Genomic DNA, 25,371 nt, shown 5'->3' on the forward strand with positions numbered 1-25,371 from the left:
ACACATGCAATGGGAAGTCGTGATCGGGCTGGAGATTCACACCCAGCTCACCACCCGGTCGAAAATCTTTTCCGGTAGCTCGACCACTTTTGGTTCCGAGCCCAACACCCAGGCCAGCCTGGTTGACCTCGGCATGCCCGGCGTACTGCCGGTGCTGAACCAGGAAGCGGTGCGCATGGCGGTGATGTTCGGCCTGGCGATTGACGCCGAAATCGGTCAGCACAACGTGTTCGCCCGTAAAAACTACTTCTACCCGGACCTGCCGAAGGGCTACCAGATCAGCCAGATGGAATTGCCGATCGTCGGCAAGGGCCACCTGGACATCGCCTTGGAAGACGGCACGGTCAAACGCGTCGGCATCACCCGTGCGCACCTGGAAGAAGACGCCGGCAAGAGCCTGCATGAAGAATTCAACGGCGCCAGCGGCATCGACCTGAACCGTGCCGGTACGCCGCTGCTGGAAATCGTTTCCGAGCCGGACATGCGCAGCGCCAAGGAAGCCGTCGCCTACGTCAAGGCGATGCACGCATTGGTGCGCTACCTGGGCATCTGCGACGGCAACATGGCCGAAGGTTCGCTGCGTTGCGACTGCAACGTGTCGATCCGGCCGAAGGGCCAGGTCGAGTTCGGCACCCGCTGCGAGATCAAGAACGTCAACTCGTTCCGCTTCATTGAGAAGGCGATCAACAGCGAAATCCAGCGCCAGATCGAGCTGATCGAAGACGGCGGCAAGGTCATCCAGCAAACCCGCCTGTATGACCCGAACAAAGACGAAACCCGGCCGATGCGCAGCAAAGAGGAAGCCAACGACTACCGTTACTTCCCCGATCCGGACCTGCTGCCGGTGGTCATCGAAAACAGCTTCCTCGATGAGGTGCGCGCCACCCTGCCGGAATTGCCACCGCAGAAACGCGAGCGCTTCCAGGAGCAGTTCGGCCTCTCGGTGTATGACGCCAGCGTGCTGGCCACCAGCCGTGAGCAAGCGGATTACTTCGAGCAAGTGGTGAGCATCAGCGGCGACGCCAAACTCGCCGCCAACTGGGTGATGGTCGAGTTGGGCAGCCTGCTGAACAAGCAGGGCGTCGACATCGACGAATCGCCAGTGTCCGCCGAGCAACTGGGCGGCATGCTGCTGCGCATCAAGGACAACACCATCTCCGGCAAGATCGCCAAAGTGGTGTTCGAAGCCATGGCCAACGGCGAAGGCAATGCCGACGAGATCATCGACAAGCGCGGCCTCAAGCAAGTGACCGACAGCGGCGCCATCTCGGCGGTGCTCGACGAAATGCTCGCGGCCAATGCCGAACAGGTCGAACAGTACCGCGCGGCTGACGAAGCCAAACGCGGCAAGATGTTCGGCTTCTTTGTCGGCCAGGCCATGAAAGCCTCCAAAGGCAAAGCCAACCCGCAGCAGGTCAATGAACTGCTGAAAAGCAAGCTCGAGGGTTAAGGGTGATGGGGTCTGTGCCAACCGCTGGCCCCAACATTCGCGAGAGCAAGCTTTTGTGGCGAGGGAGCTTGCTCCCGCTGGGTCGCGAAGCGGCCCCGACTCCTGAATCCGGTTTGCATCCGGCACAGCGGGTGTTCAGGTTTTGGGACTGCTGCGCAGTCCAGCGGGAGCAAGCTCCCTCGCCACAGGGGGTTCACTGGTTCGGGAACTCATTCCAATGAAACATCTGCTCGGCGCCTGCGCCCTGCTCACCCTGCTGGCCGGTTGCGCCAGCAATGACGTCATCGACCCGCACGGTTACAACCAGAGCGGCGTCGCCTCTTATTACGGTGCCCGGCACCACGGCAAACGCACCGCCAGCGGTGAGCCGTTCAACAAGAATGCCCTGACCGCCGCGCATCGCCAGTTGCCCTTCGGCACACGGGTCAAGATCACCAATCTGAGCAACGACAAATCCTGCGTGGTACGCATCAATGATCGCGGCCCGCACACTCGCGGCCGGCTGATCGATGTTTCACACGAGGCCGCCGAACAACTGGGTATGCTCAGAAGCGGCACTGCGCGGGTGCGCGTGCAAGCCCTCGACGATTGATAGACGGAGCCCGGCCATTTTCGGACTGACTGATTTGCCGCTGATCAACGTGATCGAGTTGCTCGGAGGCTTGCTCTTGCTGATTGTCGGCGCCGAATTGATGGTGCGCGCCGCCGTGCGCCTGGCCGCACGCCTGCATGTGCGGCCGTTGATCATCGGCCTGACCATCGTCGCCCTCGGCAGCAGCGCGCCGCAAATGGCCGTCAGCCTGCAAGCCACCCTGGCGCAGAACACCGACATCGCCGTGGGCAGCGTGATCGGTAGCAGCATCTTCAACATCCTCGTCACCCTTGGCCTGTCGGCGCTGATCATTCCGCTGCGGGTCTCGCGGCAAGTGGTGCGCCTCGACATTCCACTGATGATCGGCGCCAGCCTGCTGGTGTTCGTGCTGGCCTGGAACGAGGAATTCACGCCGCTCGATGGCGTGATCCTGCTGTCGGCGCTGGTGCTTTACCTCGGCTTGCTGCTGCGCCAGTCGCGGCACTCGGCGCGGCCACAGGCCCATCCGCCGGTGACGAGCAAAGCGCCGTGGCTGAGCAGCCTGCTGCTGATCGTCGCCGGGCTGGCGATGCTGGTGTATGCCGGGCATCTGCTGGTGGGGGCGGCCGTGGCGGTGGCGGCGGACCTCGGCCTGTCGGAACGGATCATCGGCCTGACGATTATTGCCGTCAGCACCTCGCTGCCAGAACTCGCCACTTCGCTGATCGCCGCCCTGCGTGGCCAACGCGAAATTGCCGTGGGTAACGTGATCGGCAGCAACCTGTTCAACCTGCTCGGCGTGCTGGGGCTGACCGCGCTGGTGGCACCGTCACCGCTGTCCGTGTCGCCGAATGCCCTGGATTTCGACTTGCCGGTGATGCTCGGCGTCGCCCTGCTGTGCCTGCCGGTGTTCTATTCCGGCTACCGCGTGACCCGCGCCGAAGGCTTACTGTTTCTCGGTTTGTACCTGGCGTATGGGCTGCACGTGGTGTCGTTCACCACTGGCATGCCGCTGGCCGGGAAGCTGGAACACTGGATGCTGTTTTACATTCTGCCGGCATTGGTGGCGTTTCTGTTGTTCACGTCACTGCGCGCCTGGCGCCGCCAACACCACAAGAGGGAATCGCCATGACCACCGATAAAAAGCCTGGGGTTGAAGTTCGTCGGCAAGTGATGGGCGACGTGTTCGTCGACCGGGCGCTGGGCAATGCCACGGAGTTTTCGCAGCCGCTGCAGGATTTTGTCAACGAGCACGCCTGGGGCAGCGTGTGGAACCGCGAAGGTTTGCCGCTGAAAACCCGCAGTCTGATCACCCTCGCCGCGCTGACCGCGCTGAAGTGTCCGCAGGAATTGAAAGGCCACGTGCGCGGCGCGCTGAACAACGGTTGTACCGTGGAAGAGATTCGCGAAGCGCTGTTGCATTGCGCGGTGTATGCCGGGGTGCCGGCGGCGATCGATGCGTTTCGTGCGGCACAGGAAGTGATCGATACCTATCAAAAGCCTGAGTGAGCGTAAGTCCGTCTTCGCGAGCAGACTCGCTGCCACAGGCATTTAACTGGACCTCTCACATCAGATCCAGCCACCCCACTGCAACACAAAGATCCCGATATTGGTGGTGATCGCCGCCATCAGGGTGGTGATGACGATGATCGCCGCCGCCAGTTCATGGTTGCCTTCGGCCTGGCGCGCCATGACGAAACTGGCGGCGGCGGTCGGGGCGCCGAAGTACAGGAACAGAATCCCCAACTCCGGCCCGCGAAAGCCCAGCACCCAGGCACCGGCAGTGGCCACCACTGGCAGGCCGACCATCTTCACCAGGCTCGAACTCAGGGCCATGCTGCCGCTCTTGCGCAGCGCCACCAGCGACAACGTACCGCCGATGCACATCAGCGCCAGCGGCAAGGTCATTTGCGCCAGGTACTGGCCGGAAGTCTCCAGCCAGTTCGGCAAGCCAATCTTGAAATAAGCGAATGGCGCGGCGGCAAACACGCTGATGATCAGCGGGTTGCTGACCACGCTTTTGCAGATGCTCCAGGGGTCGGACTTGATCACCGGGCTGTACACCGCCAGCACGATGGTCGAGAGCGTGTTGTAAAACAGGATCACCAGCGCCGCGAGAATCGAACCCAGGGAAATCCCGTAGTCGCCGTACATGCTGGCCGCCAGCGCCAGGCCGATCACCCCGTTGTTGCCGCGAAACGCGCCTTGGGTGTAAATGCCGCGATCTTCGCGCGGGCACTTCCAGATCGCCCAGCCCCAGGCACCGACGAAGCTCACCAGGGTCGCAACCGAGAAATAGATCAGCAACGCCGGCTGAAACGCCGCGTGCAGGTCGGCATGCAGGATGCCCAGAAACAGCAACGCCGGCATGGTGACGTTGAACACCAGGGCCGACGCGGTATGAATGAAGTTATCGTTGATCCAGTTGATGCGCTTGAGCAGCACACCAAGAAACAGCATCGCAAAAACCGGCGCGGTGATGGTCAGGGTTTCGAAGAAAATAGCCAGCATGCCGGGGGCAACCTTGGGTGGGTGTCGTTAGGGGGCTAATGATAAGCCACTAAGCACTCCGGCGTCTGGTAGACCGCCATCGCTGGCAAGCCAGCTCCCACAGGAATTCTCAGTGTTCGAACCATTTCGACAACAAAGAAGGTACCTATGGCAGCTGGCTTGCCAGTTCCCACAGATCTTCAGTGTTCACGCCATTTCGACAACAAAGAAGGTCATTGTGAGAGCTGGCTTGCCAGCTCTCACAAGATCTTCAGTGTTCACGCCGTTTCGACAACAAAGAAGGTCCCTGTGGGAGCTGGCTTGCCAGCGATGCAGACGACGCGGTCTCAGGTAATCGGCGCCGGGTTGAACAAGGTGATGTCGTTGTGCAGCTTGTGATGCTCGGACCAGGTCTGTTTCTTGCCGCTGGCCACGTCCAGGTAGTAGTGGAACAACTCCCAGCCGAGGTCTTCGATGGTCGCGCGTCCGGTAGCGATGCGCCCGGCGTCGATGTCGATCAGGTCGGGCCAGCGCTGGGCCAGTTCGGTGCGGGTGGAAACCTTCACCACCGGCGCCATGGCCAAGCCGTAAGGCGTACCACGTCCGGTGGTGAACACGTGCAGGTTCATCCCCGCCGCCAGTTGCAAGGTACCGCAGACAAAATCACTGGCCGGTGTGGCGCAGAAGATCAGGCCTTTCTGGTTAACTCGCTCGCCAGGGCCAAGCACCCCATTGATCGCGCTGCTGCCGGACTTGACGATCGAGCCCAGGGACTTCTCGACAATGTTCGACAACCCGCCCTTCTTGTTGCCCGGTGTGGTGTTGGCGCTGCGGTCCGCTTCGCCCTTGGCCAGGTAACGGTCGTACCAGTCCATCTCGCGCACCAGTTCCTGGGCGACCGCTTCGGATTCGGCACGGGAGGTCAGCAAGTAGATCGCGTCGCGCACTTCGGTGACTTCGGAAAACATCACCGTCGCCCCGGCGCGCAGCAGCAGGTCCGAAGCGTAACCGAGCGCCGGGTTGGCGGTGATCCCGGAAAACGCATCGCTGCCGCCGCACTGCATGCCCAGAATCAACTCCGAGGCCGGCACCGTCTCGCGACGACGCTGATCGAGTTTCTTCAGGCGCACTTCGGCCAGCTCCATGATCTGCTCGATCATCTCGGTGAAACCGTGGCTGGAATCCTGCAAGCGGTACAGCCACGGATCGCTGAGATCGACGGAGCTGTCGTTCTCGTGCATCACCTGCCCGGCCTGCAATTTCTCGCAGCCGAGGCTGATCACCAGCGCTTCGCCACCCAGGTTCGGGTTGCGCGCCAGGTTGCGCACGGTGCGGATCGGAATGTAGGCGTCGGTGGCGGTGATGGCCACGCCGCAGCCGTAGCTGTGGGTCAGGGCCACCACGTCATCGACGTGCGGATACTTGGGCAGCAACTCGTCCTTGATGCGCTTGACCGCATGGTCCAGCACACCGGTGACGCACTGCACCGTGGTGGTGATGCCGAGGATGTTACGCGTGCCGACAGTGCCGTCGGCGTTGCGATAACCCTCGAAGGTGTAGCCGTCCAGCGGTGCTTGCGTGGCCGGGACCTCGGTGGACAGCGGCAAGCTGTCCAGCGGGGGCGCGGTCGGCATACGCAGTTGATCTTCCTTGACCCAGCTGCCACGGGGAATCGGCTGCAAGGCGTAACCAATGGTCTGGCCGTAACGGATCACCTGACCACCTTCGGGAATGTCTTCCAGGGTGACCTTGTGGCTTTGCGGTACGAAATCCACGGTCACCAGGCCGTCCGGGAATTCAGTCCCGGCCGGTACGCCCTGGTCGTTGACCACGATCACCACGTTGTCACGCTCGTGCAAACGGATGTAGCGCGGCGAGTCGGAATGTTCAATCAACTGCATGACGCCGCCTCTCAGGAATGTGCTTGGGACAATTTGTTGGTCAGTTCAGGGCCGCTGGTAGGTGGCTCTTTGAGCACCACACGTTTGATCGGACCGACAATGACCAGGTAGCTGAACACCGCAACCAGCGCGTTGCAACCAACAAACACCAACGCCCACTTGAACGAACCGGTGGTGCTGATGATGTAGCCGATGACGATCGGGGTGGTGATCGACGCCAGGTTACCGAAAGTGTTGAACAGGCCGCCGCTCAAACCGGCAATCTGCTTAGGCGAAGTGTCGGACACCACGGCCCAGCCCAATGCGCCCACGCCCTTGCCGAAGAAGGCCAGTGCCATGAAGCCGACGACCATCCATTCCACGTCGACGTAGTTGCACGCCACGATGCTACTGGAGACCAGCAGGCCGGCAATGATCGGCGCCTTGCGAGCGAAGGTCAGCGAGTGGCCCTTGCGCAGCAGGTAGTCGGAAATCACCCCGCCCAGCACACCACCGATAAAGCCGCAGATCGCCGGCAGCGAGGCAATGAAACCCGCCTTGAGGATGGTCATCCCACGATCCTGCACCAGGTACACCGGGAACCAGGTCAGGAAGAAGTAGGTGATGCCGTTGATGCAGTATTGGCCCAGATAAACGCCGAGCATCATGCGGTTGGTCAGCAACTGGCGGATGTAGTCCCACTTCGGGCCATCGCCCTTGCTGCGCTTGCCGCGGTCCTGGTCCATGTCGACCATGCCGCCGTTGGCAGCGATGTGGTCGAACTCGGCCTTGTTGATCATCGGGTGTTCACGCGGGCTGTAGATCACTTTCAGCCAGATGCCCGAGAACACGATGCCGATCAGGCCCATGACGATGAACACGTGCTCCCAACCGAAGGAGTACACGATCCAGCCCATCAACGGTGCGAACAGCACGGTGGCGAAGTATTGCGCCGAGTTGAAGATCGCCGAAGCCGTACCGCGCTCCGCCGTCGGGAACCAGGCTGCCACAATGCGCGCGTTACCCGGGAAGGAAGGGGCTTCAGCCAGGCCCACCAGGAAGCGCAGCATGAACAGCGCGACCACGGCAGTGGACATGCCGAATTCGCCGACCCAGCCTTGCAGCACGGTGAACAGCGACCAGGTGAAAATGCTCAGGGCATAGATTTTTTTCGAACCGAAACGGTCCAGCAGCCAACCACCAGGAATCTGCCCGGCCACGTAGGCCCAGCCGAATGCCGAGAAGATATAGCCGAGGGTGACGGCGTCGATGCCGAGGTCTTTTTGCAGGCTGGAGCCCGCGATAGCGATGGTCGCACGATCGGCGTAGTTGATCGTGGTCACAAGGAAAAGCATAAGCAGGATCAAATAGCGGACGTGAGTCGGCTTCTCGGTCGATTGCATGTAGATGTACTCCCACTGATTATTTTTATGCGGGTAAAACATTCTTGAGTGATGTGCCGCGCAAGGCCTCAGGCAGAAGCCCCGCGCGGGTGCAGCGGGTTACGAGCCGATGTAGGAGGTCTTCACCACGGTGTAGAACTCTTGGGCGTAACGGCCTTGCTCGCGCGAGCCGTAGGACGAACCTTTACGGCCACCGAACGGAACGTGGTAATCCACCCCGGCGGTGGGCAGGTTGACCATCACCATCCCGGCCTGGGAATGACGCTTGAAGTGGTTGGCGTACTTCAAGGACGTGGTGGCAATGCCCGCCGACAGACCGAATTCGGTGTCGTTGGCCATCGCCAGGGCCGCTTCGTAATCCGCCACGCGAACTACGTTAGCCACCGGGCCGAAGATCTCTTCACGGCTGATACGCATGGCGGCTTCGCTGTCAGTAAACAGCGTTGGCGCCAGGTAGTAGCCTTCGGTGTCGCAGGTCACGACGTTGCCGCCGCTGACCAGACGTGCACCTTCGGACTGGCCGATGTCGATGTACTTCAAGTCTTGCTCAAGCTGTGCCTGGGACACCACTGGACCGATGTCGGTACCGGCTTTCAGGGCGTGGCCGACTTTGATCGACTTCATGCGCTCAGCCACGGCTTCAACGAACTTGTCGTGAATGCCGGCGGTGACGATGAAGCGGCTCGATGCAGTGCAACGTTGGCCGGTGGAGTAGAACGCGCTCTGTACCGACAGCTCGACCGCTTGCTTGAGGTCGGCGTCGTCGAGAATGATCTGCGGGTTTTTACCGCCCATTTCCAGTTGCACTTTGGCCTGGCGCGACACGCAGCTGACGGCGATCTGACGACCCACGCCCACCGAACCGGTGAAGCTGATGCCGTCGACTTTCGGGCTGTTGACCAGGGCTTCACCGACCACACGGCCACTGCCCATCACCAGGTTGAACACGCCAGCCGGGAAACCGGCGCGGGAGATAATTTCGGCCAGGGCCCAGGCGCAGCCCGGTACCAGGTCAGCCGGCTTCAACACCACGCAGTTGCCATAGGCCAGGGCCGGGGCAATTTTCCACGAAGGAATGGCGATCGGGAAGTTCCACGGGGTGATCAGACCGACCACGCCCAGCGCTTCGCGCGTCACTTCAACGTTGACGCCCGGACGTACCGACGGCAGGTAGTCGCCGGACAGACGCAGGCACTCACCGGCGAAGAACTTGAAGATGTTACCGGCGCGGGTCACTTCGCCGATGGCTTCCGGCAGGGTCTTGCCCTCTTCACGGGCCAGCAGGGTGCCGAGCTCTTCGCGACGGGCGAGGATTTCGGTGCCGACTTTATCCAGCGAGTCGTGACGCGCCTGGATGCCGGAAGTGGACCAGGCCGGGAACGCGGCGCGGGCTGCATCGATGGCCGCGTTGACTTGCGCCAGGTCAGCCTTGGCGTAATCGCCGATGGTGTCGCTCAACTCCGACGGGTTGATGTTGGCGGAGTAATCGCCACCGGCAACCCATTCGCCGTTGATGTAGTTATCAAAACGCTTTGCATCTGCCACGAGTTGTTCTCCTCACGCAAAAAGCCGCTGATTGCTCAGCGGCCTTATCTGGACGGTTGTTATTGCGCGCCTTGCTTGTCGATCAGGGCGGCGAGCATCTCGTACTCTTCGCGGGTCAGATCGGTCAGCGGCGCACGCACCGGACCTGCGTCATAGCCGGCGATTTTTGCCCCCGCCTTAACGATGCTCACCGCGTAACCGGCTTTGCGGTTACGGATGTCCAGGTACGGCAGGAAGAAGTCATCGATGATTTTGCCGACGGTCTCGTGATCGTCGCGAGCGATAGCGTGGTAGAAATCCATCGCGGTTTTCGGGATGAAGTTGAACACCGCCGAGGAGTAGACCGGTACGCCCAGAGCCTTATAAGCAGCGGCGTAGACTTCAGCGGTCGGCAAACCGCCCAGGTAGCTGAAACGATCACCGAGGCGGCGACGGATCGACACCATCAACTCGATATCGCCCAGGCCATCCTTGTAGCCGATCAGGTTCGGGCAGCGCTCGGCCAGGCGTTCCAGCTGAGCAGCGTTCAGACGGCAGACGTTACGGTTGTAAACCACGACGCCGATTTTCACCGATTTGCACACGGCTTCAACGTGGTCGGCCACGCCGTCCTGGCTGGCCTCGGTCAGGTAGTGCGGCAGCAGCAACAGACCTTTGGCGCCCAGACGCTCGGCTTCCTGTGCGTATTCGATGGCCTGGCGGGTAGCACCGCCGACACCGGCAAGGATTGGCACGCTGGTGGCGCAGGTATCAACGGCAGTCTTGATGATTTCCGAGTATTCGCTGGCAGCGAGGGAGAAAAACTCACCAGTGCCGCCGGCAGCGAACAGAGCCGAGGCGCCGTACGGGGCCAGCCACTCGAGACGCTTGACGTAGCCAGCGCGATGGAAATCGCCCTGGGCATTAAAATCGGTAACCGGGAAGGACAGCAGACCGGAAGAGAGGATGGACTTCAGTTCTTGTGGATTCATTATTCGAACACCCTGGCAGCAAAAACGTATGTGTGTGTATGAAAACGTCAGCCGTCGCTGAAGTTGTAGGTCATCGTACAACTTAAAATACAACCGTCAACTGCATTTCATCGTGGGTTGGGTGACTTTGGTCGTAGAGGGTCGGTGTGAGGTAGATGGATTAAGGGTTTGCGCGGGTTTTCCGGAGGGATGAAAGGGGGGGATTTTTTGCTTGCGGGGGATTTTTTGGCGGGGCTTGACGAGCATTGAGCGAATGGAGTCGTCGTAAGACTTGGGGGAATTTAGTGGGGCCACTGGCCTCTTCGCGGGCAAGCCCGCTCCCACAGGGACCGGGTTGGTTCGGCAGAATGCGATCCGCTGTGCGGCCAACTTGCGTCCTCGCAGGTGACAGGATTTTCCAGCCGACTGCGATACCTGTGGGAGCGAGCCTGCTCGCGAAGGCGGCCTGACGGTCAACGCAGGCTAGGTGCCAAACGCTTAACCGCGCTGCGCCTCAGCCTCTTCATGCGCCTGACGCAACCGCTCGCGGCTGTTGGTCAGGTGCAGGCGCATGGCCGCGCGGGCGGCATCGGCATCCTGGCGGGCGATGGCGTCGTAGATTTCTTCGTGCTCGCGGCTCAGGCGGCTCATGTAGTGCTGCTGATCATCGTGGGCCAGGCGCGCCGAGTTAAGCCGGGTGCGGGGAATGATGCTGGTGCCCAGGTGCGTCATGATGTCGGTGAAATAGCGGTTGCCGGTGGACAGGGCAATCTGCAGGTGAAACTGGAAATCCGACGCCACCGCATCCGTGGCATGCGCCGCACTTTCGTTCAGCGCATCCAGCGCCGCGCGCATCAACGCCAGTTCTTCCGCGCTGCGGCGTTGCGCGGCGAGGCCGGCTGATTCCACCTCCAGGCTGATGCGCAATTCCAGAACCGCCAGCACATCGCGCAAGGTGACCACGGTGGCCGGGTCGATGCGAAAACCGCTGGGGCTCGGCGTGTCCAGCACGAAGGTGCCGATGCCGTGCCGGGTTTCCACCTGCCCCGCCGCCTGCAACCGCGAGATCGCCTCGCGCACCACGGTGCGGCTCACGCCATGGGCATCCATAATCGCCGACTCGGTGGGCAACTTGTCGCCACGCTTGAGCAACCCGTCGCGGATCTGCTCGGACAGCACCGTCACCAACTCCTGGGCGAGGCTGCGGCGCTTGCGAGGCAGACGAGGTACGGCGATCGGGTTTTCCATGATGAGCATCGGTCTCGATAGGTAAGGCTGAATCCGCATCATAGCTCAAGCGGGTTGTACGATCACCGTGGCAGATTAACGCCCCTCAGGATTGCCCTGTGGTGACGAGCGTTTGTGGCGAGGGGCTTGCCCCGAAGGTCTGCGTAGCAGTCCCAGCTTTTGGGGCCGCTTCGCGACCCAACGGGGGCAAGCCCCCTCACCACAACAGCCAAAGCGACAGCCACAGCCACAGCACCAACACCAACACCAACACCAACACCAACACCAACACCAACACCAGCGACAACCAAATCTCCACCGCCACAAAAGCTGTTACAAAACTTATCGACCTCTACGCCAATACCGTCTGATCCACCAGATGCCCGCCCTCGATGCGCACATGCCTTGGATGGAAACGCTTAAGGCTGCTGCGATGGCCGACGCTGACGATGCTCAACCCTGGCAGCTCATCGATCAACGCCTGATACAAGGTCGCCTCGTCTTCTTCATCCATCGCCGAAGTAGCTTCGTCCATGTACAGCCATTGCGGCGCGAACAGCAGCGCGCGGGCGAAGGCCAGTCGTTGCTGTTCACCGGGCGAAAGCATGCGCTGCCAGTGATCGGCTTCATCAAGACGCGCCACCAGGTGCGGCAGGCGACAAGTTTCCAGCACTTGCGCATAGCGCTCGTCCGGGTAGGTGTCGCCGGTCTGTGGATAACTCAAGGCATCACGCAGGGTGCCAATCGGCAGATAAGGTTTTTGCGGCAGGAACAGATAACGCGCCGCCGGCAACCGGATATTGCCATGCCCCCTCGGCCACAAATGCCCCATCGCCCGCAGCAGTGTCGACTTGCCGCTGCCGGAACGGCCGCTGAGCATCACCCGCTCACCTGGCTCGACCGTCATGTTGGCGTTGGCCAGCAAATGCCGACCACCCGCCAGGTCGAGGCCGAGGTTGTGTACGTTCAATTCATTGCCCTGGTTCTGCACGTCGATCGCCGCCGGCCGTTGCTCGTTGTCGTCCATGGCCTGGCGGAAACTCAGCAGACGATCACAGGTGGCGCGCCACGCCGCGAGGTCGGAATACGCCGTGATAAACCAGCTGAAATTCTCCTGCACGTTGCCGAACGCCGAGTTGATTTGCATCAGCTCGCCCAGTTCGATCTTGCCGGTGAAGTAGCGCGGCGCGGCGACGATGAACGGGAAGATGATCGCGATCTGGCCGTAGCCGGAGGTGAAGAACGTCAGGCGCTTGGACACCCGCATGATGTCCCAGAAGTTGTGCCACACCAGTCCGAAGCGGTTGCTCAAGCGGCGGTTTTCGTTGGGTTCGCCGTTGTACAGCGCGATGCTCTCGGCGTTTTCCCGCACCCGCACCATGGAAAAACGCAGGTCCGCTTCGAAGCGTTGCTGGTTGTTGTTAAGGCCGATCAAGCGGCGACCGATCAAGTGCGTCAGCCAACTGCCGACCGCCGCGTACACCAGTGCACACCAGAACATATAGCCAGGGATGGTGAAGCCGAACACTTCGATACTGCCGGACACGCCCCACAGAATGATCGAGAACGACACCAGGCTGACCACGTTGCGGATCAGCCCAAGGCCCAGACCCAAGGTATTGCTGGTGAAAGTGTTGAGGTCTTCGGAAATCCGTTGGTCCGGGTTATCGGTGTAGCCGCCCTGCTCCAACTGGTAGTAATTTTTGTTGCCCAGCCAACGGGCGAAATGCTGCTCGGTCAGCCAGGCTCGCCAGCGGATGGTCAGCATCTGTGTCAGGTACAAGCGGTACACCGCGCCGAGAATCGCCACCGTGGCGATGCCGCCGAAATACAGGATCAACTGCCAGAACGCCGCCTCGTCTTTCTTCTGCAAGGCGTTGTAAAAATCCTTGTACCAACTGTTGATCCACACCGAAATCGCCACGCTGAACAGCGACAGCGCAATCACGGCGATCAGCAACGTCCAGGCCTTGCCCTTTTCTTCGCTGCGCCAGTAAGGCGTGGTCATCGCCCAGACCTTGCGGAAAAACTGCCCGTGCACGGTATCGTTGACCGCGGAATATTCAGCGTTCTGATTCATGGATAAGGCTCATTGGAGAAGGAACACACGGGCCGATCATAGAGGATCGGCCTGGGTTGTCGCGAGGGCTACGGCCATCCGTTCAGCGCAGGTTCAGCGACGGACGGGACGCTTCTGCAGTTTGCGCTGCAGTGTGCGGCGGTGCATGCCCAGGGCGCGGGCCGTGGCGGAGATATTGCCTTCGTGCTCGGTGAGCACGCGCTGAATGTGCTCCCATTGCAGGCGATCGACCGACATCGGGTTTTCCGGCACCAGCGTATCGAGGTCGGCGTGCTCTGAAAGCAGCGCGGCCAAGACGTCGTCGGCATCCGCCGGCTTGCACAGGTAATTGCAGGCACCGCGCTTGATCGCCTCGACGGCAGTGGCAATGCTCGAGTAACCGGTGAGGATCACCACGCGCATTTCCGGGTCCAGCTCCAGCAACTTGGGCAGCAGCACCAAGCCGGAGTCACCGTCCATTTTCAGGTCGAGAGCCGCGTAGTCAGGAATATCCGCCTGGGCGATGCTCAAGCCTTCTTCGGCAGAGCCAGCGGTGCTGACGCGAAAGCCACGGCGCGACATGGCGCGGGCCATCACGCGGGTGAAGGTGGCGTCGTCGTCCACCAGCAACAGGTGCGGCAGGTCTTCGCCTTCAACTGGGGTTTCGTCACTCATGCTCGTCTCCTCGGGCGACACGGGGCAGGCGCAGCTCGGTGAGCGTGCCGCCTTCCTCATGACTGTAGAGTTTCACTGAGCCGCCGGCGCGTGTCACGCTGGCCTTGCTCAAAAACAGGCCCAGGCCGAAGCCTTTGCCCTTGGTGGTAAAGAATGGCTTGCCGATTTGCTCGGCAATCGCCAGCGGCACGCCGGCGCCGTGGTCGCGAATGCTGATGGTCAGGTACTCGAAGTCCCAGTCCAGCGTCACTTGCAAGCCTTCGGGGCAGGCATCGGCGGCATTGTTCAGCAAATTCAGCAACGCTTGCGTCAGGTCCGGCGGCGGCGCCATGCGCGGCACCGTGCCCTGGCCGAGGCGCTGGAAGCGGTAACTGGCCTCCGGGCGCATCAGGTGCCAACGGTTCAGCGCTTCGTCCAGCCAGTCGGTCACGTCCTGCATTTCCACCGCCAGACGCCGATTGGCCTCCGCGGCGCGCACCAGTTGTTGCAAAGTTTCTTTGCAGAGTTTGACCTGATCCTGCAGCACCTTCAGGTCGTCCTGGAGCATCGGGTCCGGGTGGTCTTGCTGCATCTCTTTGAGCAGCACGCTCATGGTCGCCAATGGCGTGCCCAGCTCATGCGCCGCGCCAGCGGCTTGGGTGGCCACGGCCAGCAATTGCTGATCGCGCAGGCCTTCTTCGCGGCGAATGGCGCGCAACTCTTCCTGACGCCGCAACTCCTCGGCCATGCGCGCGGCGAAGAACGTAATCACCGCCGCAGCCAGGGCAAAACTCAGCCACATGCCGTACACCTGCAAGCTCTCCCGGGCGATCGGGTAGGTCTGCAGCGGATAGAATCGCGCCAGCAGCAGGGTATACATGGCCAGGGCGATGCCCGACAAAATCACCGAAAAACGCCACGGCAAGGTCACCGCGGCAATGGTCAGCGGCACCAGGTAATACGAAACGAACGGGTTGGTGGAGCCCCCGGAGAAAAACAGCAAGGCACTGTGGATAAACAGGTCGCAAGCCAATTGCACAGCGTATTCGAGCTCGGTCACCGGCCACGACGTGCGCAAGCGAATCGCCGTAAACGCGCACAGCAGCATCGAACAGGCAAGGGTCGCCGCCAGTTGAAACCACGGCAGCGGCAGCAGATCGAGCCAGTAGGCCAACCCCACCGAACCGGCCTGGGCGGCCAGCACCAAAGTGCGGATGAACGTCAGCCGCCAGAGGTTCTGGCGCGTGGCGGAAGTGATTTGAACGGCGGCGAGCATGAGCTCTCCTGATGAGCGCTCCAGGCGGATCGCACGGAGTATAACCAAGCGTGGGGCCTGGCAGGCAAACGTGCGGCAAACAGCCACAGCTCGGCGGCGAGTGATTTTTTGGGTTGTGCTCTTGGTGACTTTGCTCTTGCGACTTTGCTCTTGTGGCTTTTCGCTCTTGTGGCGAGGGAGCTTGCTCCCGCTGGGCTGCGCAGCGGCCCCAAGACTTTGTGAGCGCTACGCACTCAAGCGGGAGCAAGCTCCCTCGCCACAAAAAGCTGCGCCGCATCACATCATTCGTATTGAAGTTGTAACTGGGCGAACCGGATCATAAAAGCTAGAGTCTGATGGTTTCACGCAGGCACGGACCACCACCCTGCGCATCGTCCAAGGAGCTTTCATGCACACATTCCGCCGTAGCGCCGCCCTCCTCGCCCTCAGCGTTGGCACTGTCGCCAGCCTGCCGGCCCTGGCCGCCGACGAGCTGCACTACAACCAGATCTCTCTGCGCGCCGAAGTCAGCCAGGAAGTGCCGCGCGACCTAATGATCGTCACGCTGTACACCGAATCGCAAAACACCGACCCGGCCAAACTCGCCGCCGACGTCAGCACCACCATGAACAAGGCGCTGGCCGACGCAAAGAAAGTCGACGCGGTGAAACTGCGCCAGGGCAGCCGCAACAGCTACCCGATCTACGACGTCAAGGGCCAGAAAATCACTGGCTGGCGTGAACGCGCCGAACTGCGACTGGAAAGCGCCGACTTCGCCGTCCTGTCGAAACTCACCGGCGAACTGCTGACCGACCTGAAAATGGGCGGCATGGACTTCGCCATCGCCGAGCCGACCCGCAAGGCCAGCGAAGACGCAATGCTCAAAGACGCCGTCGCCGCCTTCAAGGCCCGCGCCCAGTTGGCCACCGACGCCCTCGGCGGCAAGGGCTATAAAATCGTCAACCTGAACTTCAACACCAACGGCTACCCGCAACCGTTCATGCGTGCACCGATGATGATGAAAACCGCCAGCGCCGACGGCGCCCCGGTCAGCCCGGACGTCGAAGCCGGCACCAGCCAGGTCAGCCTGACGGCAGATGGCTCGATTGAAGTGTTGATGCCTTGATGTAAATGTTCGTTCCCACGCCCTCGCGTGGGAACGATCAGTGACAGGTCTTTCACCGCTCTACGCCGGATCGATGTTATCCAGCGCGCGATTCACCGCCAGCTCCACCAGCGACACCATCTGCTGAATCGCCAGCGCCGAACTGCGCTGTGCACTCTCCAGCTCAAACGCCAGATTACTCGCCATCACATTCAACGACGCCAGCGTTTCACAGGCATGCACCAATAACGACTCGTTATCCACGTCCGGCGCGATGACAAACATCGTGCTGGATTTTTTCGGCTTGGATTCGGCGGGTGGAGCCAGGTAATAGTCGAGGGCACGCTGCGCGGCGGCCTGGTCCGTGAGGAGGTCTTCGACTATGGAAGATTCGGAGAACGGGTTGATGGTGTTGAAGGGTGGGTCGGGGATTAACTTATCCAATTTACTTTCCTTTTGAGTTGGAGCCATCCATTTCTCCGATCTCACTCGGCGAAGAGGTGGCAGCTATGTACGGTGTGAGATTACCGGCAAAAGGAACCCGGCCAAGCCGAAGCCTGCCCGCACACAGCCGCCATAAAAACTTGCAGGCAGCGGATAAGCTGGCGGCAATTATGGGGGGACTGGCGCTGTATTCCAATTGCTGAAGCCGGGGATCTCACTCCCGATCGCTGATGTGCAGCGACAACCCAAAGGTTATTGACCGGGCGTCTGACCGGCAACCTGAAAGAGGTGTGGGAAAGTTCGGCTGGCTTGGCATGGCTTTAAACATCACTGTTTGTGGTGACGCCTTCGCGAGCAAGCCCGCTCCCACATTTGGATTAGTGTGCATCAGGCAGTGATTGGTCGTCTGTCAGGACGCCTTCGCGAGCAAGCCCGCTCCCACAGGTTTGATGTGGGCACATCCGCCGGTGATGGATCGGCTGTCAGGCCGCCATCGCTGGCAAGTCGAATCGTCGCACCGCAGCTCCCACAGTTACCCGGTGCGTTCATAGAGACCGGGTACATCCATCAGGTCGAGTGTCAGCTCGCCGCGCTTGTGATTTTGATCCACCCGCCCCGTTGGGAGGCTGAGTGGAGGCGTTTATCCGGGGATTAGCGCGCAGCGCCGCATGACGCAGTCATGCCCATCGCATGTAGGTGCCAGCGAAGCCAACCGGAGGGCGATGCCCCCGGATGAATGCCGGAGCGAAGGGACCGCGAGCCTCAGCGAGTGGCCGTACATTGGGGCGAGCCTTTTGGGTTACCTTTTTGGCGTTTGAAAAAGGTGACTCGCCGTAAGGGCGAAACCTTAAGTAGCCGTTACCGCAAGAATGGATATGTACACCTGCAAAATCTCCAGCGCCAGCCAAATAGCCTTCGCGAGCAAGCCCGCTCCCACAGGTTTAAATCGTGTACATCCGCCCGTGATTGGTCGGCTATAAGGCCGCCATCGCTGGCAAGCCAGCTCCCACAGGAACCGAGTTCATCCGCCACGCCACCAAACCTACAAAATATAAACAGACCCAAGGCGCCACCCAACAAAACCGAGCGGTTGCACCCAGTACCACCTCTCCTCGAAAAAACGCCCCGCCAAAGCACTCATCCACCCTTGGACTACAGCCCCCAACGCAGGAAAAATCCGCCAGCCCATTCCCGCTGAAACCCACCGCCCGCAAGGGTATAAATAAGTAACACCCCCGCGCCAACCAAGTGCGACCCCCACTTTGAACGCACCAAAATAGTGCGATGCGTGCACCTAAATAAACACGCGCAAACGGTCAAATGCGTCAGAATTTATACATATGCGACATTAAGGTACGTGCGTGCCACCGTTTAACGCCTGCACGTCGAGTTCATCTTGCAATGGGTATGGGCCCTGCATAAGTATCCGCAGGAACGGCTCACGAGGTCGTCCTCAAATTCCAAAAATGACAACAAATCATGAGGCCAACATGCTTAAACACGCGGTCATTCCGTTTTTAGTCGGCGCAAGCTTGTTAGCTAGCGCACCTTTCGCCCAAGCGGCGACTAACCTGGTGTTTTGCTCCGAAGGGAGCCCGGCCGGTTTCGATCCTGGTCAGTACACCACCGGAACCGACTTCGACGCCTCTGCAGAAACCATGTTCAACCGTCTGACCCAGTTCGAGCGCGGCGGCACCGCCGTGATTCCTGGTCTGGCGACCAAGTGGGACATCTCCGATGATGGCCTGACTTACACCTTCCACCTGCGTGAAGGCGTCAAGTTCCACACCACGCCTTACTTCAAGCCGACCCGCGAATTCAACGCCGACGACGTGCTCTTCACTTTTAATCGCATGATTAACAAGGATGACCCGTTCCGCAAAGCGTACCCGACCGAGTTCCCGTACTTCACCGACATGGGGATGGACACCAACATCACCAAGATCGATAAAGTCGACGACCACACCGTCAAGTTCACCCTTAAAGAAGTCGACGCCGCGTTCATCCAGAACATGGCCATGAGCTTCGCTTCGGTGCAGTCCGCTGAGTATGCCGCGCAGCTGTTGAAGGAAGGCAAAGCCGCCGACATCAACCAGAAGCCGGTCGGTACGGGTCCATTCGTGTTCAAGAGCTACCAGAAAGACTCGAACATTCGTTACACCGGCAACAAGGACTACTGGAACGATGACGTCAAGATCGACAACCTGATCTTCGCCATCACCACCGACCCGTCGGTACGTATCCAGAAGCTGAAGAAAGGCGAGTGCCAGATCACCCTGTTCCCACGTCCGGCCGACCTGAAAGCGCTGAAAGAAGACAAAGCGCTGAAGATGCCTGACCAGGCGGGTTTCAACCTGGGCTACATCGCCTATAACGTGATGGACAAGGTCAAGGGCAGCGACAAGCCGAACCCGTTGGCCAACCTGAAAGTGCGCCAGGCACTGGACATGGCGGTCAACAAGCCGCAGATCATCGACTCGGTTTACCAGGGTGCCGGTCAACTGGCGGTCAACGCCATGCCACCGACCCAGTGGTCCTACGACACCACCATCAAGGACACCCCGTACAACCCTGAGAAAGCCAAAGAGCTGCTCAAGGAAGCCGGCGTCAAGGAAGGTACCGAGATCGTGCTGTGGGCGATGCCGGTACAGCGTCCGTACAACCCGAACGCCAAGCTGATGGCTGAAATGTTGCAGTCCGACTGGAAGAAGATCGGCCTCGACGTGAAGATCCAGAGCTACGAATGGGGCGAGTACATCAAGCGTTCCAAAGGCGGCGAGAACCAGGCCATGATCATTGGCTGGAGCGGCGACAATGGTGATCCGGACAACTGGCTCAACGTGCTGTTCGGTTGCGATTCGCTGAGCGGTAACAACTTCTCGAAATGGTGCGACAAGAAGTTCGACGGCATCGTGAAAGAAGCCAAGCGCACCACTGACCAGGGCAAGCGCACCGAGCTGTACAAACAGGCGCAACACGTCCTCAAGGATGCTGTGCCGATGACACCTATCGCTCACTCGACGGTGTATCAACCTATGCGCAACGAAGTACAAGACTTCAAGATCAGCCCGTTTGGCTTGAATTCCTTCTACGGCGTCAGCGTCAGCAAATAAGGTCCTGCAACGGCGACGTTTTATAACGTCGCCGTTGCTTTACCGGCCGAGATCACAGGAAGTCGCTCCTCCCCTGCAACCCCTGCACACCGTTGCATCGGCTACAGATCGCGTCGCTTTTTCCTACGTATCTTCAGGGCTTTTCGTATGGACTGCCGGACCTACGGTTTCTTACCGTCGGGCTTCGACCAGCTTCAGCGTGGGCCATCGGCACGTTTGCTGTATGAAAGGTCAGGGCTCAGTGCAGTTGGATAACACGACTCGCTGTTTACACCACGAATGAGAGTAAGGAAGCGTCATGCGCCATACCTTGGTTTTTTCCGCATTGCTGGGCGCCGGCCTGCTGGCCGCCACCTCCATGAGCCACGCCGCCAACAACAGCCTGGTGTTTTGCTCTGAAGGCAGCCCCGCTGGTTTTGACACCGCGCAATACACCACGTCGACCGATAACGACGCCGCCGAGCCGTTGTACAACCGCCTGGCCGAATTCGAAAAAGGCGCGACCAATGTCGTACCGGGCCTGGCGACGAGCTGGGATGTGTCCGCCGACGGCCTGACCTACACCTTCCACTTGCGTGAAGGGGTGAAGTTCCACAGCACGCCGTACTTCAAGCCGACCCGTGACTTCAACGCCGATGACGTGCTGTTTACCTTCAACCGCATGCTCAACACCGATCATCCGTTCCGCAAGGCGTATCCCACCGAGTTCCCGTACTTCAACGGGATGAGCCTGAACAAGAACATCGCCAAGGTCGAGAAGACCGGGCCGCTGACCGTGGTCATGACGCTCAACAGCGTCGACGCCGCGTTCATCCAGAACATCGCCATGAGCTTCGCCGCCATTCTGTCCGCCGAATACGCCGACAAGCTGCTGGCCGAAGGCAAACCGAGCGACATCAACCAGAAGCCGATCGGCACTGGCCCGTTCGTGTTCAAGAGCTACCAGAAAGACTCCAACATCCGTTTCAGCGGCAACAAGCACTACTGGGACCCGAGCCGGGTCAAGCTCGACAACCTGATTTTCGCGATCAACACCGACGCCTCGGTGCGTGTGCAAAAGCTCAAGGCTGACGAGTGCCAAGTCACTGTGAGCCCGCGCCCGGCCGACGTTGAAGCGCTGAAAAAAGACGACAAGCTGCAACTGATCTCCAAGCCTGGGTTCAACCTCGGCTACATCGCCTACAACGTGCGCCACAAGCCGTTCGATCAGCTTGAAGTGCGCCAGGCGCTGGACATGGCGGTGAATAAGCCGAGCATTTTGAAGGCCGTTTACCAGGGTTCCGGGCAACTGGCGGTGAACTCCATGCCACCGACCCAGTGGTCCTACGACGACACCGTCAAGGACGCCGAATACAACCCGGAAAAAGCCAAGGAAATGCTCAAGGCGGCCGGCGTCAAGGAAGGCACCGAAATTACCCTGTGGGCCATGCCCGTGCAGCGTCCGTACAACCCGAACGCCAAACTGATGGCCGAAATGCTCCAGTCCGACTGGGCGAAAATCGGCCTGAAGGTGAAGATCGTCAGCTACGAATGGGGCGAGTACATCAAGCGCACCAAGGCCGGTGAGCATGATGTCAGCCTGATCGGCTGGACCGGCGACAATGGTGACCCGGACAACTGGCTGGGCACGCTGTACAGCTGCGACGCGATCGGCGGCAACAACTACTCGCAGTGGTGTGATCCGCAATACGACAAGCTGATCAAGCAAGCCAAGGTCGTTACCGACCGCGAGCAGCGCACCGTGCTGTACAAACAGGCGCAGCAATTGCTCAAGCAGCAAGTGCCGATCACGCCAGTCGCCCACTCGACGGTCAACCAACCGTTGAGCGCCAAAGTCGAGGGGTTCAAGGTCAGCCCGTTCGGCCGTAACGTCTTCTCGGGCGTCAGCATCGATTAAACAAACCGTGTAGCCAAAACGCTGGGGGCGAATAACCGCCCCTACGCAGGTGCTTTGCCTGGATTCGGCCCCAAGGCCCTCGGCAAACGTTTGCGATGACGTGAATGAGTTCTAAACCAATAGCCGGCTCCTCCCAAAAAGGCCGGCATAAAAAAAAGAAAGTAAGGAGCTTCACCCATGAAACTGAGCAGCACCGCATTACTGGCGTTGGCCATCAGCAGCGTCACTGCAACCGCTTACGCGGAAACCCAGAGCCAGGCGTTCACGCCGGTTACCGTTAAAGAAAAAAGCGCTCAGAGCGAAGCCACTGGCTTCCTCGAAGGTCAATCGCTGACCGGCACTACCCGTAACTGGTATGCCAACGAGCAGTTCCAGCGCGGCGCCAAGCTGAACTATCGCAAGGATGGCGAAACCCGCCAGACCGACCGCCGTATCAACTGGCTGCAAGGCACCATCCTTAAGTACAACTCGGGCTTCACTGAAGGCACTGTTGGCTTCAGCACCGAAGTGGCGCTGTACAACGCCATCGCTCTGGACCGCGACCGCAAGGACCTGGCGTCCAACAACGGCGGCGCGCCGACCACCCGTCCTGGCGCCGGTAACAACCGTACCCTGACCAGAGAAGGCGGCGACGCCGTTGGCCAGTGGAGCAAACTGGGCCTGGCCAACGTCAAGGCCCGTGTCTCCAACACCACCCTGACCGCCGGCCGCCAGAACTTCAGCAGCCCGATGGTCGACGTGATCGGTAACCGTGCCCTGCCTTCGAGCTTCGAAGGTGTGAGCCTGCACAGCGAAGAACTGGAAAACCTGGCCTTCGACATCGGCACCTTCGACCGCAACTCGCCGCGTACCGAGCAAAGCCAGCGCAAGTTCCGCTCCGAATACGGCGACACCAGCGCCGAATCGGATCACGTCAACACCGCGGGTATCACTTACCAGCCGTTCGCCAGCCTGACCACCAGCCTCTGGGGCACGCAAGCCGAAGACCTGTGGAACCAATACTACTTCGGCGCCAGCCATGTATTGGGTGACAGCTCGGTCCTGAGCCTGACCACCGGCCTGAACTACTACAAAACCGTAGACGAAGGCAAAAAACTGCTGGGCGACATCGACAACGACACCTACTCCCTGTCGTTCGGCCTGACCCACCAGGCCCACAGCCTGACCTTCTCGTACCAGGAAGTGAACGGTAACGAGTACTTCGACTACCTGCACGAAACCAACGGTATCTACCTGGCCAACTCCCTGTTGTCCGACTTCAACGGCCCGAACGAAAAATCGTTCCAGGTCGCTTACGGCATCAACATGGCCGAATACGGCGTGCCAGGCCTGAAGTTCAACATCTACAGCGCCCGTGGCTGGGGTATCGACGGTACTCACTACAACGGCAACGGCGGCGTGGCTGGCAAAGGCTACGACGGCGTCCAGGCCATGGACGGCGAGAAGCATCAGGAATACGGGATCGGCGCGGCCTACGCAGTACAGAGCGGCCCGCTCAAGGCCACCACTGTTCGCGCGACCTACACCACCCACCGCGCCAGTGAAAACCAGGCTGACGGCAGCTTGAACGAGTTCCGTCTGGTCACCACCATTCCGTTCAAAATCTTGTAATGCAACCGCCAAACGGCTGGCTCAGCGATGAGCCGGCCGTTTGGCTTTTGTCTTTCAAACGATTGCAGAGGGTTCTTGATGAAAATGCTTCCCCTACGTGCGGCCATCGCTGCCGCATTGCTGAGTGTCGCCATGGGCGCCGCGGCCAAACCGCTGGTGGTCTGCACCGAGGCCAGCCCCGAAGGCTTCGACATGGTTCAGTACACGACTGCAGTCACAGCCGACGCGGTGGCTGAAACCATTTTCAATCGCCTGGCCGATTTCAAACCGGGCACCACGGAAGTGATTCCGGCCCTGGCCGACTCCTGGGACATCAGCGACGATGGCCTGAGCTACACCTTTCACCTGCGCAAAGGCGTCAAGTTCCACACCACCGAATACTTCAAGCCAACGCGCGACATGAACGCCGACGATGTGGTCTGGAGCTTCCAGCGCCAACTGGACCCGAATCACCCGTGGCACAAATTGTCGAGCGTGGGTTTCCCCTACTTTGAAAGCATGGGCTTCAAAGAGCTGCTCAAGAGCGTAGAGAAAGTCGACGACAATACGGTCAAGTTCACCCTGACCCGCCGCGAAGCGCCGTTCCTGGCCGACATCGCCATGGCGTTCTCGTCGATCTACTCCGCCGAGTACGCCGACCAGTTGCTCAAGTCCGGTAAGACCGCCGAGCTGAACAACAAACCGGTCGGTACTGGCCCGTTCATTTTCCAGCGCTACAACAAGGACGCCCAGGTTCGCTTCAAGGCCAACCCGGAATACTTCCGTGGCAAGCCGCCGGCTGAAGCGCTGATCCTGGCGATCGCCACGGACAACAACGTGCGCCTGCAAAAACTCAAGGCCAACGAATGCCAGATCGCGCTGTATCCGAAACCGGATGACGTGCCGAGCATCAAGAAAGACTCGAACCTGAAAATAGATGAACTGAACGCGATGACCGTGGCCTACATCGCCATGAATACTTCGCACAAATACCTGAGCGACGTGCGCGTGCGCAAAGCCATCGACATTGCCTTCGACAAGGAAGCGGCGGTTAACGCGCTGTTCGGCAAAGGCAACGCCACCGCCGCGGTCAACCCGTACCCGGAAACCCTGCTGGGCTACAACAAAGAGTTGAAGAACCCGGCCCGCGACCTCGACAAGGCGCGCGCCCTGCTCAAGGAAGCCGGCGTACCAGAAGGCACCACCTTCACCCTGTTCACCCGCAACGGCGGCGGTCCGACCAACCCCAACCCGATGCTCGGCGCGCAGATGATGCAGTCCGACCTGGCCAAGGTCGGGATCAAGATCGACATCCGCGTGATGGAATGGGGCGAGATGCTCAAGCGCGCGAAAAACGGCGAGCACGACCTGGTTTCCGCCGGTTGGGCCGGCGACAACGGTGACCCGGACAACTTCCTAACACCAATGCTTAGTTGCGAAGCGGCGAAGAACGGCGAAAACTACGCGCGCTGGTGCAATGAGAAGTTCCAGGCACTGATCGACCAGGCCCGCGAAAAGGTCGACCCGGCCGAGCGTGCCGCGCTCTACGAGCAAGCCCAGGTGATTTTTAACCAGGATCAACCATGGATTGCCATCGCACACACTAGAATGTTCACCGCTATGCGCAACAACGTAGAGGGCTATCACATTAGTCCTCTCACCACTAATAACTTCGCCACCACCCAGGTGAAGTAGATAAGAAAGCGCTTGGTGTCCCTGACCCCAGGGACACCCGGCA

General features: G+C 60.2%; 19 protein-coding genes. 9 read left to right on the forward strand and 10 right to left on the reverse strand.

Annotated elements, in window-relative coordinates:
• The first annotated feature begins 4 nt into the window (after positions 1 to 4).
• The 4 genes from gatB (at position 5) to RG836_RS01650 (ending at position 3,530) form a co-directional block, all read left to right on the forward strand.
• Positions 5 to 1,450, forward strand: a complete 1,446-nt coding sequence (gatB, locus tag RG836_RS01635) for an Asp-tRNA(Asn)/Glu-tRNA(Gln) amidotransferase subunit GatB (protein ID WP_310842684.1) — start codon at positions 5 to 7, stop codon at positions 1,448 to 1,450.
• A 217-nt stretch (positions 1,451 to 1,667) separates the two neighbouring features.
• Positions 1,668 to 2,042: a septal ring lytic transglycosylase RlpA family protein gene (locus RG836_RS01640; RefSeq protein ID WP_310842685.1), complete on the forward strand. Its 375-nt coding sequence runs from the start codon at positions 1,668 to 1,670 to the stop codon at positions 2,040 to 2,042.
• A 49-nt stretch (positions 2,043 to 2,091) separates the two neighbouring features.
• Entirely contained in the window at positions 2,092 to 3,153 is a 1,062-nt protein-coding gene (locus RG836_RS01645) for a calcium/sodium antiporter (RefSeq protein WP_310842753.1), read from the forward strand.
• Positions 3,150 to 3,530 carry a carboxymuconolactone decarboxylase family protein gene (locus RG836_RS01650; protein WP_310842686.1) on the forward strand — a complete coding sequence of 127 codons (381 nt, stop codon included), beginning with the start codon at positions 3,150 to 3,152 and terminating at the stop codon, positions 3,528 to 3,530. Before RG836_RS01645 ends, RG836_RS01650 begins: the two co-directional genes overlap by 4 nt.
• Before the next feature lie 60 nt (positions 3,531 to 3,590).
• On the opposite strand, the gene RG836_RS01655 is transcribed toward RG836_RS01650, so the two are convergent.
• The 9 genes from RG836_RS01655 to RG836_RS01695 all read right to left on the reverse strand — a co-directional run bounded on the left by RG836_RS01655 (position 3,591) and on the right by RG836_RS01695 (position 15,505).
• Positions 3,591 to 4,532 (reverse strand): AEC family transporter, encoded by a 942-nt coding sequence (locus tag RG836_RS01655; protein WP_310842687.1) that lies wholly within the window; start codon positions 4,530 to 4,532, stop codon positions 3,591 to 3,593.
• Positions 4,533 to 4,858: 326 nt separating this feature from the next.
• On the reverse strand, positions 4,859 to 6,412 hold the full coding sequence (gene garD, locus RG836_RS01660; RefSeq protein ID WP_310842689.1) for a galactarate dehydratase: 1,554 nt from the start codon (positions 6,410 to 6,412) through the stop codon (positions 4,859 to 4,861).
• A gap of 11 nt (positions 6,413 to 6,423) precedes the next feature.
• On the reverse strand, positions 6,424 to 7,794 hold the full coding sequence (locus RG836_RS01665) for an MFS transporter (protein ID WP_310842691.1): 1,371 nt from the start codon (positions 7,792 to 7,794) through the stop codon (positions 6,424 to 6,426).
• 99 nt (positions 7,795 to 7,893) lie between these two features.
• A complete protein-coding gene (locus RG836_RS01670; RefSeq protein ID WP_310842693.1) occupies positions 7,894 to 9,339 on the reverse strand; it encodes an aldehyde dehydrogenase family protein in 1,446 nt (481 codons plus the stop codon).
• A 59-nt stretch (positions 9,340 to 9,398) separates the two neighbouring features.
• Positions 9,399 to 10,310 (reverse strand): 5-dehydro-4-deoxyglucarate dehydratase, encoded by a 912-nt coding sequence (kdgD, locus tag RG836_RS01675; protein ID WP_310842694.1) that lies wholly within the window; start codon positions 10,308 to 10,310, stop codon positions 9,399 to 9,401.
• 477 nt (positions 10,311 to 10,787) lie between these two features.
• Entirely contained in the window at positions 10,788 to 11,537 is a 750-nt protein-coding gene (locus tag RG836_RS01680; RefSeq protein ID WP_310842754.1) for a FadR/GntR family transcriptional regulator, read from the reverse strand.
• Between the two features lie 331 nt (positions 11,538 to 11,868).
• Positions 11,869 to 13,596 (reverse strand): ABC transporter ATP-binding protein/permease, encoded by a 1,728-nt coding sequence (locus RG836_RS01685; protein WP_310842696.1) that lies wholly within the window; start codon positions 13,594 to 13,596, stop codon positions 11,869 to 11,871.
• Positions 13,597 to 13,689: 93 nt separating this feature from the next.
• The gene (locus RG836_RS01690) at positions 13,690 to 14,250 is read right to left on the reverse strand and encodes a response regulator transcription factor (protein WP_310842697.1); all 561 of its coding nucleotides are present in this window, start codon (positions 14,248 to 14,250) and stop codon (positions 13,690 to 13,692) included.
• Positions 14,243 to 15,505, reverse strand: coding sequence for an ATP-binding protein (locus tag RG836_RS01695; protein WP_310842698.1), 1,263 nt, complete (start codon positions 15,503 to 15,505; stop codon positions 14,243 to 14,245). The genes RG836_RS01690 and RG836_RS01695 overlap by 8 nt, the downstream gene beginning before the upstream one ends.
• A gap of 388 nt (positions 15,506 to 15,893) precedes the next feature.
• On the opposite strand from RG836_RS01695, the gene RG836_RS01700 reads away from it, so the two are divergent.
• Positions 15,894 to 16,610 (forward strand): SIMPL domain-containing protein, encoded by a 717-nt coding sequence (locus RG836_RS01700; RefSeq protein WP_310842699.1) that lies wholly within the window; start codon positions 15,894 to 15,896, stop codon positions 16,608 to 16,610.
• A gap of 60 nt (positions 16,611 to 16,670) precedes the next feature.
• On the opposite strand, the gene RG836_RS01705 is transcribed toward RG836_RS01700, so the two are convergent.
• Positions 16,671 to 17,033: a DUF6124 family protein gene (locus tag RG836_RS01705; protein WP_310842701.1), complete on the reverse strand. Its 363-nt coding sequence runs from the start codon at positions 17,031 to 17,033 to the stop codon at positions 16,671 to 16,673.
• 1,490 nt (positions 17,034 to 18,523) lie between these two features.
• On the opposite strand from RG836_RS01705, the gene RG836_RS01710 reads away from it, so the two are divergent.
• The 4 genes from RG836_RS01710 to RG836_RS01725 all read left to right on the forward strand — a co-directional run bounded on the left by RG836_RS01710 (position 18,524) and on the right by RG836_RS01725 (position 25,328).
• Complete coding sequence (locus RG836_RS01710) at positions 18,524 to 20,146, forward strand: ABC transporter substrate-binding protein (protein WP_310842702.1); 1,623 nt, start codon at positions 18,524 to 18,526, stop codon at positions 20,144 to 20,146.
• A 298-nt stretch (positions 20,147 to 20,444) separates the two neighbouring features.
• Positions 20,445 to 22,043 carry an ABC transporter substrate-binding protein gene (locus RG836_RS01715; protein WP_310842703.1) on the forward strand — a complete coding sequence of 533 codons (1,599 nt, stop codon included), beginning with the start codon at positions 20,445 to 20,447 and terminating at the stop codon, positions 22,041 to 22,043.
• 177 nt (positions 22,044 to 22,220) lie between these two features.
• On the forward strand, positions 22,221 to 23,654 hold the full coding sequence (locus tag RG836_RS01720) for an OprD family porin (protein WP_310842705.1): 1,434 nt from the start codon (positions 22,221 to 22,223) through the stop codon (positions 23,652 to 23,654).
• Between the two features lie 78 nt (positions 23,655 to 23,732).
• Positions 23,733 to 25,328 (forward strand): ABC transporter substrate-binding protein, encoded by a 1,596-nt coding sequence (locus RG836_RS01725; protein ID WP_310842706.1) that lies wholly within the window; start codon positions 23,733 to 23,735, stop codon positions 25,326 to 25,328.
• The last annotated feature ends 43 nt before the right edge of the window (positions 25,329 to 25,371 follow it).

The sequence above is a fragment of the Pseudomonas rhizozeae genome (assembly GCF_031583775.1).
In the GTDB taxonomy this organism is placed as follows: domain Bacteria; phylum Pseudomonadota; class Gammaproteobacteria; order Pseudomonadales; family Pseudomonadaceae; genus Aquipseudomonas.